We start from the raw sequence: 13,581 nt of genomic DNA, 5'->3' as shown, positions 1-13,581 counted from the left end.
CGCTGGGCCTCGCTAGGATGCTGCCTCATGGCTCGCGTGCTCACTCCCCGTGCGGAGGACTTCCCCCGCTGGTATCAGGACCTCATCGCCAAGGCGCAGCTCGCCGACAACGGCCCGGTGCGCGGCACGATGGTGATCCGGCCGACCGGCTACGCGCTGTGGGAGCGCATGCAGGGCGAGATGGACGCCCGGATCAAGGCGGCGGGCGCGGAGAACGCGTACTTCCCGCTGTTCATCCCGGAGAGCTACCTGCGCCGCGAGGCCCAGCACGTGGAGGGCTTCTCGCCCGAGCTGGCCGTGGTCACCCACGCGGGCGGCAAGGAGCTGGCCGAGCCGATCGTGGTGCGCCCCACCAGCGAGACGATCTTCGGCGAGTTCATGGCCAAGTGGGTCGACTCGTACCGGGACCTGCCGCTGCTGCTGAACCAGTGGGCCAACGTGGTGCGGTGGGAACTGCGCCCGCGCACCTTCCTGCGGACCACCGAGTTCCTCTGGCAGGAGGGCCACACCGCGCACGCCACCGAGGCGGACGCGGCGGCCTACGCGCGCCGCATCCTGCACCACGTGTACGAGGACTTCATGGTCAACCTGCTGGCCATCCCGGTCGTACCGGGCCGCAAGACCGTCGGGGAGCGGTTCGCGGGCGCCACGAACACCATGACCCTCGAGGCCATGATGGGCGACGGCAAGGCGCTGCAGATGGGCACGTCGCACGAGCTGGGGCAGAACTTCGCCAAGGCGTTCGACATCACGTACTCGTCGCAGGCCGGGAGCCTGGAGCACTGCTGGACCACCTCGTGGGGCAGCACCACCCGCATGATCGGCGGACTGATCATGGTGCACGGCGACGACAGCGGCCTGCGCATCCCGCCCCGGCTCGCCCCGGTCCAGGCCAACATCATGGTGGTCAAGGCGGGCGAGGGGGTGGCCGAGGCCGCCGCCAAGTTGCGCGACGAGCTGGCCGCCGCAGGCGTACGGGTGACCCTGGACGACCGCGCCGACGTGCCGTTCGGCCGCCGGGCGGTGGACGCCGAGCTCAAGGGCATCCCGGTGCGTATCGAGGTGGGCCCGCGCGACCTGGCCGCGGGCAACGCGGTGCTGGTCCGGCGGATCACCGGGGCGAAGGCGCCGGTGCCGCTCGGCGAGGTCGTCGCCGCGGTCACCGCCGCGCTCAAGGCCGACCAGCAGCAGCTCTTCGACGACGCGCTGGCGCTGCGCGAGGAACGCACCGTGGACGTGAAGACGCTCGGCGACGCGCTCGAGGCGGCGCAGACCGGCTGGGCGCGGGTGCCGTGGTCGGCGGTCGGCGTGGAGGGCGAGGCCGAGGCCAACGGCAAGGCGGTCACCGTACGCTGCCTGATCCGTCCCGACGGCACCGTGCCCGACGCGGACGACGAGCCGGACCTGGTCGCGATCCTGGCCCGCGCCTACTGATGTCCCGCAGGCCGGAGCCGGCCGCGACGCCCTGGCAGGGGCCGGCCGCGAGGGCGGGTCGGCCGTGAGGCCGTTCGCTCCCGGACAGCCGGTGCTGTACCGCCACATCGCGGGGGACCGGGTCGTCGGAGTGCGCCCGTGCCGGGTGGTCAGCGATGACGACCGCGGGCTGCTGCTCTGGTTGGCGCGCGCCTCGGCGGTGGCGGTCGAGGTGGCCGTGGACGGGCGCAGGGTGCGGGACATGCCGTTCACCGAGTGGGTGACCCTGGACCGCCACCTGCGGGAGGCGACCTGGCAGGGTCCCGCGATCCTGAAGTTCCTGCCCCGCGAAGGCCGCTACTCGGTCTGGTTCTTCCGCGACGACCGGGACCGCTTCGCGGCCTGGTACGTCAACCTGGAGGAGCCCCTGGCGCGCTGGGACGACGGCCCGGCGGCCGGGGTCGACGTGATCGACCAGGACCTGGACATCGTCGTGGCCCCGGATCACAGCTGGCGGTGGAAGGACGAGGACGAGTTCGCCGAGCGGCTGGCCCTCCCCGAGCACTACTGGGTGCGCGACGCGGCGGCGGTGTGGGCCGAGGGCCACCGGGTGATCGAGCTGATCGAGGCGGGCAAGTTCCCGTTCGACGGCACCTGGACGGACTTCCACCCCGATCCGGCCTGGCCGGTGCCCCACGCGCTGCCGCCGGGCTGGGACCGGCCGGCCTGCCGATGAGCGTTCCGTCCCCATGATCACCGAAAGGGTGGGCTGGTGGGGAGGGCGGTGGGACCGGGCGCGGATGGTCTGGCAGAATGGGTGGCTGGTTCGGCGTGCGTGAGGCTGCCCTCTAACTCCTGACGCGCTGCCAGTCCGCGAGGCAACGGCCCACAACCCCACGTGGTGCCAGCGACTCGATCACGACGCATTCAGGAGTAAAAGACACCGTGGCCGTAAAGATCCGGCTCCTGCGGATGGGCAAGATCCGCAACCCGCAGTACCGCATCGTCGTCGCCGACTCGCGCACCAAGCGCGACGGTCGTGCTATCGAGTACGTGGGCATCTACCACCCCAAGGAAGACCCGTCGGTCATCCAGGTGAAGTCGGAGCGCGTGCAGTACTGGCTCTCCGTCGGCGCCCAGCCGAGCGAGGCCGTGCAGCGCCTGCTGGAGAAGACCGGCGACTGGCAGCAGTTCAAGGGCCTGCCGGCCCCGCCGCCGCTGCTGGTGGCGGCCCCTAAGGCCGACCGTCTGGCCGTGTACGAGGCCGAGGCCAAGGCCTCCGCCGGCGTCGCCGAGAAGCCGGCCACCGCCAAGAAGGCCACCGCCAAGTCGGAGAAGGCCCCCAAGGCTGAGGCCAAGGCCGCCGACGAGGCTCCGGCGGAGACCCGCGAGGAGGCCGCTGCCAAGGCAGAGGACGCCGCCGGTGCCGGCGCCGACTCCGCGAGCTGACGGGGCGCTCCGGCCCGCGCTGGAGCACCTCGTCAAGGGCATCGTCGACAACCCGGACGACGTCCGGGTCCGGCTCGTCGACTCGCGCCGCGGCAAGCGGCTCGAGGTCCGCGTGCACCCCGAGGACCTGGGTACGGTCATCGGGCGCGGCGGGCGTACGGCCAAGGCGCTGCGCCAGGTCATCGGCTCGATCGGTGGCCGTGGCATCCGCGTCGACATCGTCGACGCGTACTGACGCACCGCGCGATGCTGCTCGTCGTCGGCCAGATCGGCAAGCCCCACGGCATCCGTGGGGAGGTGCTTGTGACGGTGCGTACCGACGAGCCTGAGGCGAGATTCGTGGCCGGGCAGGTGTTCACCACCGAGGTCCCCCGGGACCGGCGGGTGAGCACCGGCCCGGCCACGCCGCCGCCCCCGCCGGGCGGGGCGCCCTACCAGGTGCCCGACAAGCTGACCCTGGAGTCGCTGCGCTGGCACCAGGGGCGGGTGATCGCCCAGTTCGCGGGCGTGCCCGACCGCAACGTCGCCGAGGCCCTGCGGGGAGTGCTGCTCTGCGTCGACAGCGGGGACATCGCCGCGCCGGACGACCCGGACGAGTTCCACGACCACCAGCTGATCGGCCTGGCCGTGGTGTCCGCCGACGGCACGGTGTACGGCGAGGTGCAGCGCATCGAGCACGCCCCAGCGTCGGATCTCATCGTGCTGAGCAAGGCCGGGGGCGGGACCGCCCTGATCCCGTTCGTGAGTCAGATCGTCCCCTCGGTGGATCTCGCCGCCGGCCGGGTGATCGTCGACCTGCCCGAGGGCCTGCTCGATCTCTGAGCGGCCACCCTGAGCGAGCCCGTCGCGGCTCGACCCGTAGAGCCTGAGGCTGCCGTGCGCGTCGACATCGTCTCGATCTTTCCCGAGTACTTCTCCCCGCTGGAACTGTCGCTGATCGGCAAGGCACGGGCCTCGGGCCTGCTCGACATCGCGGTGCACGATCTGCGGACCTGGACCTCCGACGTCCACCGCACGGTCGACGACACCCCGTACGGCGGCGGGCCCGGGATGGTGATGCGCCCCGAGCCGTGGGCGGGTGCCCTCGACGCGGTGACCCGCCCGGATTCGCTGCTGGTGGTGCCGTCCCCGGTCGGCACGCCGTTCACCCAGGCCGCCGCGCACGAGCTGGCCACCGCACCGCATCTGGTCTTCGCCTGCGGCCGGTACGAGGGCATCGACCAGCGCGTCCTGGACGACGCCGCGACCCGGATGCCGGTCCGCGAGGTGTCGCTGGGCGACTACGTGCTGTTCGGTGGCGAGGTCGCGGTCATTGTGATCATGGAGGCGGTGACCCGGCTGCTGCCCGGGGTACTGGGCAACGCCGACTCGCTGACCGAGGAGTCGCACGCGGCGGGCCTGCTGGAGGCCCCGGTCTACACCAAGCCCGCGCAGTGGCGCGGGCACGAGGTCCCGGCGGTGCTGCGCTCCGGCGACCACGGCCGGATCGCCCGGTGGCGTCGCGAGCAGTCCCTGCTGCGTACGGCGGCCCGGCGGCCGGACCTGCTGGCCGGGTACCCGCCGGAGCGCCTGGACAAGCACGACCGGGCCGCCCTGGACGGGGCCGGATTTCAGGTCCCCCACCCGGATGTGGCAAAGTAGGGAGGTTGCCGTTCGCCTCCACGCCGTGGGGGCGGGCGAGGGTCTCCGGGGCACCATCGAGCCGGGGTCCAGAATCACCCACCCGCACGCCGAACTCCCGGTGTGCTTTGAGTACGACGAGGATGCAGCGATGAACACGCTGGACGCTCTCGACGCCCAGTCGCAGCGCACCGACATTCCCGCCTTCCGAGCGGGTGACACGCTCAAGGTCCACGCCCGGGTCGTCGAGGGTAACCGCTCCCGCGTCCAGGTCTTCCAGGGCGTCGTGATCAGCCGCCAGGGCGGTGGTCTGCGCGAGACCTTCAAGATCCGCAAGATCAGCTTCGGGGTCGGCGTGGAGCGCACGTACCCGATCAACAGCCCGCAGATCGACCGGATCGAGGTCGTCACCCGCGGCGACGTGCGCCGCGCCAAGCTGTACTACCTGCGTGAGCTGCGCGGCAAGAAGGCCAAGATCAAGGAGCTGCGCGAGAAGCAGACCGTCAGCTGAACCCCATCGTGGTCCGGGCCGTACGTTCTCTCGGACTGACGTTTGCCGTGCGAGCGCACTACTCTTGCGCGAGTGACGGATGGGCACCAGCGCCACTGCGGTAACCGCCGCTGCGGCGGACCATTCGCACTACCGCCCGACCCGCCCCTGAGCTGGGGCCTCGGGCGGTAGTGCTGTATCCGGAGCGGTCGGCCGGGACGGCGGCAGGAGATGCGTAGCGTGGAACCGATGGAAGGCTATCGAGCCTCCCGGCGGCGCCGGGGCGTGATCCGGCGCAAGGAGATGCCGCTGTGGCAGGAGCTGCCGCTCCTGCTCGTCGTGGCGTTCTGCCTCGCCGTGCTCATCCGTACGTTCCTGGTCCAGGCGTTCTTCATCCCCTCCGGGTCGATGGAGAACACCCTGCTGGTCGGCGACCGCGTGCTGGTCAACAAGGTCGTCTACGACATGCGGGACCCGGTGCGCGGGGAGATCGTGGTCTTCCGCGGTACGGACAACTGGGCCCCGGAGCAGCCGAGCACCCCGATCAGCAACGCCTTCGCCGCGAAACTCGGCCGGACCATCGGCGACCTGGTCGGGGTGAGCCGCCCGGGGGAGCGCGACTTCATCAAGCGGGTGATCGGCCTGCCCGGTGACAAGGTCGCCTGCTGTGACGCCAAGGGCCGGATCACCGTCAACGGCGAATCGATCGACGAACCGTACGTGCAGGAGAACTCCTCGCTGGACGCGCCGCCGAACCCGAAGCAGTGCACCAGCCGCCGGTTCGCCGAGGTGACCGTGCCCGCGGGTGAGATGTTCGTCATGGGCGACCACCGGCTGGTGTCGCAGGACGCGCGCTGCCAGGGGCCCGTACCCATCAAGAACATCATCGGCCGGGCCTTCGTGGTGGTCTGGCCCAGCAGCCGCTTCACCGGCCTGTCCGTGCCCGACAACTGGAAGAGCTTCGCCGCCAGCCATCCGGTCGCCGCGGGTCCGCCGGGCGCCGTGCCCCCCTCCGACCCGGATCCGACTACGGGTGCCCTTATCGTCCCGTTCCTATTGACCGCGGGAGTATCCGCGCGTTCCGGTCTTCCGACCATGACGCGGCGACGTAGGCTCCGTTCGTGATTGACGAGCAAAACGAACAAACCAACAAGCGCCGCGGTTCCTTCTGGCGTGAGCTACCGATCCTGCTGGGCGTCGCCATCCTCGTTGCGTTCCTCGTCCGCTTCTTCGTCCTGCAGACCTTCTACATCCCCTCCCCGTCGATGGAGCACACCCTCAACGTGCTCGACCGGGTGCTCGTCAACAAGCTCGTGTACGACTTCCGCGACCCCCGCCGGGGCGAGATCGTCGTGTTCAAGGCGCCGAGCGACTGGCAGAGCGGCACCGAAGGCGAAGACTTCATCAAGCGCATCATCGGCGTCGGCGGCGACCGTATCGTCTGCTGCGACGCGCAGAAGCGGCTGATGGTCAACGGCCACTCGCTGGACGAGCCGTACATCTACCGCGACGCCGACGGCACCCAGGACCCGGCCGCCGATGAGGAATTCGACATCACCGTGCCGCCCGGCCGGCTCTGGGTGATGGGCGACCACCGCTCCGCCTCGGGCGACTCGCTGGAGCACTACCAGCAGTCCCAGGACGTCAACGAGGCCACGGTCGAGAAGGACGCGGTGGTGGGCCGGGCGTTCACGATCTTCTGGCCGCTGAGCCGGGCCGGCTGGTTGTCCGTGCCGGAAACCTTCGGGTCCGTCCCGGAGCCGACCCGCACGGGCTGACCGGGCTGACCGCCCCGCCGGGCGCGCCCTAGGCTTGGTGGCGTGATGACGAACCGCCCGGCGGCGCGGGTGCTCCTGATCGACGCGGCCGGCCGGATCCTGCTGTTCCACGGCGGCGACCCGGTCGCGCCGGACAGGAGCTGGTGGTTCACCCCCGGCGGCGGCCTGGACCCGGGGGAGACCGCCGCACAGGGCGCGGCCCGCGAGCTGTTCGAGGAGACCGGCCTGCGGGTCGACCCTGCCGAGCTGGGCGAGCCGGTCTGGCATCAGGTGGTCGAGTTCAGCTACCGCCACCGGTGGTATCGGCAGGACCAGCAGTTCTACCTGCTGCGGGTCGAGCAGTGGCAGGTGGACACGGGCGGCTTCGAGGAGGAGGAGCGGACGAGCGTCGACGGGCACCGCTGGTGGTCGCTGGCCGAGTTGGAGACCACCGACGAGGACGTGTACCCGGAAGAGCTGCCCGACCTGCTGCGGCGGCTCGTGCCCGACGGCTTGCCGCAGGGGGGACGCTGATGCTGGCCCCACCCCGTACCGTGGTGCGCCGCGAAGGCGGCCTGTACGCGCTCGAACGTGCCCTGCAGCGGCGCGGCTTCCGGCTCGTCGCCGGCGCTGACGAGGCCGGCCGCGGCGCCTGCGCCGGGCCGCTGGTCGCCGCCGCCGCGATCCTGCCCGAGGGCCGGCGCGGCGAGATCGAGGAACTGGCCGACTCCAAGCTGCTCACCCCGGCCGCCCGCGAACGCGTGTACGACGAGGTGGTGGCCCGTGCCCTGACCTGGTCCGTTGTGGTCATCCCGGCCACCGAGGTGGACGCCCGCGGCCTGCACGTCTGCAACCTGGCCGCGATGCGCCGGGCGCTGGCCTCGCTGGCCGCCCGCCCCGAGTACGTGCTGACCGACGGCTTCCCGGTCGACGGGCTGGACGCCCCCGGCCTCGCGGTGTGGAAGGGCGACCGGGTGGCGGCCTGCGTGGCCGCCGCGAGTGTCCTGGCCAAGGTCACCCGGGACCGGCTCATGGTCGACCTGGACACCCGCTTCCCCGGGTACGGCTTCGCGGTGCACAAGGGGTACATCACCGACGAGCACTCCACGGCCCTCGCCCGCCTCGGCCCGTGCGCCGAGCACCGGTTCTCGTACGTCAACGTGGCCGCCGCCTCCGGCCGGGGCAACCGGCCTCCGCGCGCCCGCCGCCCGCGCGACGCCGCGCCGCGGCCCGCGCCCGACGCGGTCGAGCCGATGATGCTGTGGCCGGTGGCGGAGGGTACCGTCGGCGTGGCGTCGGGCGACCAGCCTCGGCCGCCGGTGCCGGTGGGGGAAGATGAGGCCATGGAGGGCGAGAAGCGATGAGCGCAGAGGATCTCGAGAAGTACGAGACCGAGATGGAGCTGCAGCTCTACCGGGAGTACCGCGACATCGTCCGCCAGTTCTCGTACGTGGTGGAGACCGAGCGCCGGTTCTACCTGGCCAACCAGGTCGATCTGCACGTGCGTAACGCCGACGGCGAGGTCTATTTCGAGGTCGAGATGCATGATGCCTGGGTCTGGGACATGTACCGCCCGGCCCGGTTCGTCAAGAACGTGCGGGTCATGACGTTCAAGGACGTGAACGTCGAGGAGCTGGAGAAGCCCGACATCTCCCTGCCGGACGACGCCAACTTCGGCGGCTGACGGCCGTCCACAACGCGGCCCCGTCCACAGGGCGGCCCCGCGCCTGAGGGCGCATCCGGCAGGGTGCGCACATGGCCCTGCTGCTGTTGTGCCTGCTGTTGCTTCCGTGCCCCGGATGTCCCGCCCCACCACGTGCTCCCGCGCCGCCGTTGCCCGCCGCCGCGTCGTGGCGGGATCCGAGTCCTGCCGCCAACCCGGTCTCGGCCCAGCCCGGTCGCGCGGTGGCCGCCCGATTCCGGTGGCCGCTCGACGCGCCGCACGTCGTGCGCGGCTTCGCCCCGCCACCGCACCCGTGGCTACCGGGCCACCGCGGCGTCGACCTCGCCGCACCCCCGGCCGTCCCGGTGCGTGCGGCCGTCCCGGTGCGTGCGGCCGGGCCGGGCACCGTGGTCTTCGCCGCCGTGCTGGCCGGTCGCGGGGTGGTCAGCGTGGCGCACCCGGGCGGCCTGCGCACCACGTACGAGCCGGTCGACCCGGGCGTGCGCGCCGGTGCGACGGTCGCGGCCGGGCAACGGATCGGCACCCTGCGGACCGGGCACCCCGGCTGCCCCGAGCCCGCCTGCCTGCACTGGGGAGCGCGCCGGGGCGAGACCTACCTGGACCCTCTCGCGCTGCTGGGCCTGCGCCGGGTGCGGCTACTGCCGTTGAAACGCGCTGAGCAGCGCGGGGAGCCGCTCGGCCAGCCTGTCGTACTCCTCCGGACGGTTGTAGACCTGGGCGCACAGCCGCAGCCAGCCCCGGCCGCCCCAGGCGTTCACCGCGGTCTCGGCGGACAGCTTCTCGGCGATGTGCAGGCGCAGCGCCTGCGCCTCCGCCTGGGTCGTGGCCAGCCCGATCGGCAGCGGCACGATCCGCATCGACCCCGGCCCGCCGGGGTCGAGCAGGTCGGCGGGGGCCAACCCGAGCGCCTCCCCGACCACCCGCTGCCCGTACGCCGCGAGGGCCGCGTTGTGCGCCTGCACCGTCTCGACGCCGAGGGTACGCAGCGCGTACAGCCCCGCGGGCGCGGCCAGCCAGCCCGTGTAGTCCACGGTGCCCTGGAACTCGACCGACAGCGGGAATCCGGCGTCCTGCTCCCACGACACCCCCAGCGGCTCGATCCGCCGCCGCCAGCCCGGCGCCACGGACAGCAGCGCGGTTCCGCGCGGCGCGAACGCCCACTTGTGCAGGTTGCCCACCCAGAAGTCCGCCCCGATCTCGCCGACCTCCACGGGCAGCATGCCGGGCACATGCGCCCCGTCCACGAGCACCGGGATGTCGTGCTCGCGGGCCGCCGCCGCGATCTGCCGTACCGGGAGGACCTGCGCCGTGCCGGAGGTGACCTGGTCGACGAGGAGCAGCTTGGTCCGCCCGGGCCGCAGGGCGTCGCGGACGCGGGACACCACCTCGGCCTCCGTGGCACCCAGCGGCAACGTGACGGTCCGCGCCGTGGCACCGGCCCGCCGGCACTGCCGCTTGGCGGCCAGCATCACCGCGCCGTACGCGTGGTCGGTCAGAAGAACCTCGTCGCCCGCCGCGAGCCGCACCGACTGCAGCGCTATCGACACCCCCGCCGTGGTGTTGGGCACCAGGGCGCTGCCGTCCGGGTCGGCACCCAGGAACGCCGCCAGGTGCCGTCGGGTGTGGATGATGCGGTCGAGCAGCCCCTGCGCGTAGAACCGCAGGGGGTTGGCTTCGACCTCGTCGCGCAGCCGCTGCTGGACCCGCTGCACGCTGAGCGGAACGGCGCCGAACGAACCGTGGTTGAGATAGGACACCGCCGGATCCAGCGAGAACAGGAGGCGGGCTCCCGGGATGGGCGGGGGTGGATCTCCGGCGGGCACGCCTCGATCGTACGGTGCCCGTGCGCCTGACGCTGAAAATTGCGAATCGCCCTCACGCCCGGGGGTGCGCCTGATCGAAGGCCGCTCTGAGCCGCTCGGTGGAGACGTGGGTGTATATCTGCGTACTGGACAGCGAGGAGTGCCCGAGCAGATCCTGCACCGCGCGCAGGTCGGCGCCCCCGTCCAGCAGGTGCGTGGCGGCCGAGTGGCGCAGGTCGTGCGGGCTGGTGTGCGGCAGGCCGGCGGCCCGCGCGGCGCCCGCCACGATCCGGCGCACCACGGTCTGCTGCAGGCGCCCCCCACGGGTGCCGACGAACAGCGCGTCACCGCCGCCCGGGGCGGCCAGCACGGGCCGCCCGTCGCGGAGCCAGGCGTCGAGGGCCCGTTGGGCCGGCACGCCGTACGGCACCGCGCGCTCCTTGGCGCCCTTGCCGAGCACCCGCACGACCCGCCGGCCGGCGTCCACGTCGGCGCGGTCCAGTCCGCACAGCTCGCTGACCCGTACCCCGGTGGCGTAGAGCAGTTCCAGAACGGCACGGTCGCGCGCGGCGACGGCCCCCGCGTGTGCCGGTGCCTGCGGTGCCGGTCGCGCCGGGGCGGGCGCGCCGACCAGATCCGCGGCCTGGTCGGCGCGCAGCACGGTCGGCAGGTCCCGATGCCCCCGGGGGCTGGCGAGCCGGGCGCCGGCATCCGCCGGGCACAGTCCCGCCCGGTGCGCCCACGCGGTGAACGTGCGGGCGGCGGCCGCCCGGCGGGCCTGGGAACTGCGGGCGGCGCCGGCGGCCAGCAACCCGGCCAGCCAGCCTCGGAGCACCACGACGTCGAGATCCGCCGGCGCCGTGCAGCCGTGCCGCGCCGCGTGCGCGAGCAGCGAGACGACGTCTCCCACGTACGCCCGGACGGTGTGTGCGGACCGGTTGTCCACCCGGGCGAGGTGCAGTCCGAACTCGTCCACCGCGTCGCGCATCGCCGTGGGCAGCGACTCGTGGATCTCTTGCGTGTTCATCGTCCTCGACCGTGGGCCTTGTGACGGCCATCGTCAAGTGCGCACCCGGGGCCTGCACCATGTGTCGCCCGCCGCCTGTCCCGGCGCGCTTGTCCTTGGCCACCGGTCCCTGGCCACGCTGTCCCTGGCCGTAGGTCCACGGCCGTGGGCCGCTTGGTCTGGCGGATGGGCGCGGTCACCTGGTCACGAAGTGACGAAGGCTGACGCGGCGATGGCCCTGCGTGGTCCGGGTGCCGCTTGCCAGCGGAGCCTACGGTGCCGCTCTGACCAGGAAGGTCCACCAACATGGCACATACGGATGTGCCCGCCTCGGCTTGGCTGCCGATTGTCGTGATGACAGCGCGGCGCCCGGGTGGGAACGCGCTCGGGCGCCGGCTTGCGCGTGGCGCGCCACGGCGCCCGTGAACCCAGTGCCGCTCGCCCGGGACCGGGTCAGGGGCGGATGAGCTGAATCCGGTCCGCGGGATGGACCGTGAACGCCCCGTCCGGGCCGGTCACGACGAGGACGGGGATGCCCTCGCCGAGGCGGTGGCTGCGGCGCTCGGCATCCGTGGGCATGCGGGCGCTGACGCGTTCGCCGCGTGCCAGTGTGATCGTCTGGGTCTGCTCGGGAACGCGGACGAACGTCCCGCGCGGCCGGTCCACGGTGACCAGTCCCTCGGTGCGGAGCTGGCCGATCGCCTGGCGGACGGTGGTGCGGCTGAGGCCGTACTCCTGGGCCAGGCGCAGCTCGCTCGGCAGCGGCTCACCCGGACCCAGCTCACCGGACATGATGCGGTCACGCAGCAGGTCCGCAAGCTGGCGGAACACCGCGCGGTCCGCGGAGGGATCGATCATGTCGGCCACGGTACGAGGCCACAATGCTCCGTCAGGCTGTACATACAGACCCACGTTGGTATAGTACTACCGCGTCGCGCTGAGAAGGCCGAGCTTGATCGCGCGGCGTGGGCGGCGGCGGTCGGCGAGTCCGTCGGGACCAGGCACAAGGTTCAGATGCGCCGGCTGCCGCCGTTCTTCAAGGACGTCCGCTGAGTCGCCTCAGCGCCGCCCGGGGGTTAGGTCTCGCATGTGGAAGACCCGGTCTCCATCCGAATCCGGTGAGGATTGGGGTGGCCGTTCCGGCTTGCGGCGACGGGTGTCACGCGGACGGCTCCTCGCCAGATTCCGGAGATCGCACCCATCCGAGAAAGCGCTGGTAGAGGTTGGGTGGTGGGGCATCGTGGTGGAGGGCGAAGTCCTGGATCGCCTCGCACATCTGCGCGGACAGGTAGATCGTCAGCACCGAGGTGAACCCCTGGAACTCCTGGAGCAGTTCCCGTCGCGCGTCGGGGCACGGCCACGGCTGTGCGCATGCGCGGCACAGCCACGTCGGTCGCTGCCCGACGTGCTCGTCCGGGCTCGACGCGGTCATCGGCGCCCACGCCGGGGATCGCTGTACCAGTCCAGGGTGGATGCCCGCAACGGTTCGATCAGAGCGGCAGCGGTCAACGGACGGGACGCCGGAGTCGATGATCGAGACGCGGCCCGCCGATGCGTCGGCCATCGTGGTCGCTCTGCCGCTGCTCCGAGTGACGTCACCCGCCCGTGGATCGCTGGGATGGGCGGCTTCAGGACGTGGCGACCACCGTTCGCGCGGTATTCCTGTGCCGGGGTGAGCATTCCGGCGCGGCCCGCGAGGAACGCCGTCGCCGGGCTGGCCCGCCGACACGGCACCGCGCGGCCCGAAGGCCCGGCGAACGCCCCGTTGTCGAGGGACGGAACCGCCGCGCTGGCCACGCCGTTCCCCCACTGTGGCGACCGGCGCGTCGGGCTCTGTCGGGGCCGTGCCACGCCGATCGCGACGCGACTCGATCGCCCGGAATCGGGTGTGTCGCGATCAGGGCGATGCGGGAGGGGAGCGGTGGACGAGCGGGACCGGTCGATGCACGGAGCGGGAAGCCCGCAGATGCACCGGCGCCACAACGTGCGCCAGTCGCGGCGATGCCGCGGTTGGTACGGGTCCGGGGACGAAGCCCGGTGTTGTCGTAACATGCAGACAGACTAGTTGCTCAGAGACTACTCGTCTTGTATCAAGTTAATAAAGGACTAATAGTCCTGCGCCTACGGTCGAAGGCGTGGGAGTCAAGCCGATTCGACTGATGGGCGCACACGAGATCCGCGTTCGCCTCGGCGGGGTGAGCCGGCAGCGCGCCTACCAGATCACCAGCCGTGCCGACTTTCCGGCACCGGTCGCAGACCTCGCCCAGGGCAAGGTCTGGCTCACCGAGGACGTGGAAGCGTGGATGAAGGTTCATCGGCGCGATCTGGACGACGCGGAGGAGTGAAGAAGCCTCCCCGCC

Annotated in this window: 17 protein-coding genes and 1 pseudogene; 14 read left to right on the top strand and 4 right to left on the bottom strand. The window is 72.0% G+C overall.

All coding sequences use genetic code 11. The features are described from left to right. The first annotated feature begins 27 nt into the window (after positions 1-27). From proS to EV385_RS07365, 13 genes and pseudogenes are all read left to right on the top strand, one after another. Positions 28-1,434: a proline--tRNA ligase gene (proS, locus tag EV385_RS07425; protein WP_130508782.1), complete on the top strand. Its 1,407-nt coding sequence runs from the start codon at positions 28-30 to the stop codon at positions 1,432-1,434. 64 nt (positions 1,435-1,498) lie between these two features. Then, positions 1,499-2,149, top strand: a complete 651-nt coding sequence (locus EV385_RS07420) for a ribonuclease FAU-1 family protein (RefSeq protein WP_130508781.1) — start codon at positions 1,499-1,501, stop codon at positions 2,147-2,149. Positions 2,150-2,358: 209 nt separating this feature from the next. After that, a complete protein-coding gene (gene rpsP, locus EV385_RS07415) occupies positions 2,359-2,862 on the top strand; it encodes a 30S ribosomal protein S16 (protein WP_130508780.1) in 504 nt (167 codons plus the stop codon). After that, entirely contained in the window at positions 2,837-3,097 is a 261-nt protein-coding gene (locus EV385_RS07410) for an RNA-binding protein (RefSeq protein ID WP_130508779.1), read from the top strand. The genes rpsP and EV385_RS07410 overlap by 26 nt, the downstream gene beginning before the upstream one ends. Positions 3,098-3,111: 14 nt before the next feature. Further along, positions 3,112-3,684: a ribosome maturation factor RimM gene (gene rimM / locus EV385_RS07405; protein WP_207230070.1), complete on the top strand. Its 573-nt coding sequence runs from the start codon at positions 3,112-3,114 to the stop codon at positions 3,682-3,684. Positions 3,685-3,738: 54 nt separating this feature from the next. Further along, positions 3,739-4,503 carry a tRNA (guanosine(37)-N1)-methyltransferase TrmD gene (trmD, locus tag EV385_RS07400; protein WP_130508777.1) on the top strand — a complete coding sequence of 255 codons (765 nt, stop codon included), beginning with the start codon at positions 3,739-3,741 and terminating at the stop codon, positions 4,501-4,503. 130 nt (positions 4,504-4,633) lie between these two features. Further along, entirely contained in the window at positions 4,634-4,993 is a 360-nt protein-coding gene (rplS, locus tag EV385_RS07395) for a 50S ribosomal protein L19 (RefSeq protein WP_130508776.1), read from the top strand. 228 nt (positions 4,994-5,221) lie between these two features. Continuing rightward, positions 5,222-6,097: a signal peptidase I gene (lepB, locus tag EV385_RS07390; RefSeq protein ID WP_242624756.1), complete on the top strand. Its 876-nt coding sequence runs from the start codon at positions 5,222-5,224 to the stop codon at positions 6,095-6,097. Continuing rightward, positions 6,097-6,750: a signal peptidase I gene (gene lepB, locus EV385_RS07385; RefSeq protein WP_423203105.1), complete on the top strand. Its 654-nt coding sequence runs from the start codon at positions 6,097-6,099 to the stop codon at positions 6,748-6,750. Before lepB (EV385_RS07390) ends, lepB (EV385_RS07385) begins: the two co-directional genes overlap by 1 nt. 45 nt (positions 6,751-6,795) lie before the next feature. Then, a complete protein-coding gene (locus tag EV385_RS07380) occupies positions 6,796-7,263 on the top strand; it encodes an NUDIX hydrolase (protein ID WP_130513146.1) in 468 nt (155 codons plus the stop codon). Then, positions 7,263-8,093: a ribonuclease HII gene (locus EV385_RS07375; RefSeq protein WP_130508773.1), complete on the top strand. Its 831-nt coding sequence runs from the start codon at positions 7,263-7,265 to the stop codon at positions 8,091-8,093. Before EV385_RS07380 ends, EV385_RS07375 begins: the two co-directional genes overlap by 1 nt. Next, positions 8,090-8,413, top strand: coding sequence for a DUF2469 domain-containing protein (locus tag EV385_RS07370; RefSeq protein ID WP_130508772.1), 324 nt, complete (start codon positions 8,090-8,092; stop codon positions 8,411-8,413). The genes EV385_RS07375 and EV385_RS07370 overlap by 4 nt, the downstream gene beginning before the upstream one ends. Positions 8,414-8,484: 71 nt before the next feature. Continuing rightward, positions 8,485-8,958: pseudogene (locus tag EV385_RS07365) on the top strand (peptidoglycan DD-metalloendopeptidase family protein); the annotation flags it as partial. A 90-nt stretch (positions 8,959-9,048) separates the two neighbouring features. Here the strand turns inward: EV385_RS07365 and EV385_RS07360 are convergent. The 4 genes from EV385_RS07360 to EV385_RS07345 all read right to left on the bottom strand — a co-directional run bounded on the left by EV385_RS07360 (position 9,049) and on the right by EV385_RS07345 (position 12,785). Beyond that, positions 9,049-10,236, bottom strand: coding sequence for an aminotransferase class V-fold PLP-dependent enzyme (locus EV385_RS07360; RefSeq protein WP_130508771.1), 1,188 nt, complete (start codon positions 10,234-10,236; stop codon positions 9,049-9,051). A gap of 52 nt (positions 10,237-10,288) precedes the next feature. Continuing rightward, a complete protein-coding gene (locus tag EV385_RS07355) occupies positions 10,289-11,242 on the bottom strand; it encodes a tyrosine-type recombinase/integrase (protein WP_130508770.1) in 954 nt (317 codons plus the stop codon). A 432-nt stretch (positions 11,243-11,674) separates the two neighbouring features. After that, complete coding sequence (locus EV385_RS07350) at positions 11,675-12,079, bottom strand: GntR family transcriptional regulator (protein WP_130508769.1); 405 nt, start codon at positions 12,077-12,079, stop codon at positions 11,675-11,677. Positions 12,080-12,380: 301 nt separating this feature from the next. Further along, positions 12,381-12,785, bottom strand: coding sequence for a hypothetical protein (locus EV385_RS07345; protein WP_242624755.1), 405 nt, complete (start codon positions 12,783-12,785; stop codon positions 12,381-12,383). 595 nt (positions 12,786-13,380) lie between these two features. Here EV385_RS07345 and EV385_RS07340 point away from each other — a divergent pair. Next, entirely contained in the window at positions 13,381-13,566 is a 186-nt protein-coding gene (locus EV385_RS07340; RefSeq protein WP_130513145.1) for a DNA-binding protein, read from the top strand. Positions 13,567-13,581 lie beyond the last annotated feature (15 nt).

The sequence above is a fragment of the Krasilnikovia cinnamomea genome (assembly GCF_004217545.1).
Classification (GTDB): domain Bacteria; phylum Actinomycetota; class Actinomycetes; order Mycobacteriales; family Micromonosporaceae; genus Actinoplanes; species Actinoplanes cinnamomeus.
This window is presented reverse-complemented; position numbering and strand designations above follow the sequence as displayed.

Excerpts from the sequence above, each read along its gene's own strand:
- proS (WP_130508782.1), top strand. The coding sequence starts at position 28 with ATGGCTCGCGTGCTCACTCCCCGTGCGGAGGACTTCCCCCGCTGGTAT.
- rplS (WP_130508776.1), top strand. The coding sequence starts at position 4,634 with ATGAACACGCTGGACGCTCTCGACGCCCAGTCGCAGCGCACCGACATT.
- lepB (WP_242624756.1), top strand. The coding sequence starts at position 5,222 with ATGGAAGGCTATCGAGCCTCCCGGCGGCGCCGGGGCGTGATCCGGCGC.
- EV385_RS07380 (WP_130513146.1), top strand. The coding sequence starts at position 6,796 with ATGACGAACCGCCCGGCGGCGCGGGTGCTCCTGATCGACGCGGCCGGC.
- EV385_RS07375 (WP_130508773.1), top strand. The coding sequence starts at position 7,263 with ATGCTGGCCCCACCCCGTACCGTGGTGCGCCGCGAAGGCGGCCTGTAC.
- EV385_RS07370 (WP_130508772.1), top strand. The coding sequence starts at position 8,090 with ATGAGCGCAGAGGATCTCGAGAAGTACGAGACCGAGATGGAGCTGCAG.
- EV385_RS07355 (WP_130508770.1), bottom strand. The coding sequence starts at position 11,242 with ATGAACACGCAAGAGATCCACGAGTCGCTGCCCACGGCGATGCGCGAC.
- EV385_RS07350 (WP_130508769.1), bottom strand. The coding sequence starts at position 12,079 with ATGATCGATCCCTCCGCGGACCGCGCGGTGTTCCGCCAGCTTGCGGAC.
- EV385_RS07345 (WP_242624755.1), bottom strand. The coding sequence starts at position 12,785 with ATGGCCGACGCATCGGCGGGCCGCGTCTCGATCATCGACTCCGGCGTC.
- EV385_RS07340 (WP_130513145.1), top strand. The coding sequence starts at position 13,381 with ATGGGCGCACACGAGATCCGCGTTCGCCTCGGCGGGGTGAGCCGGCAG.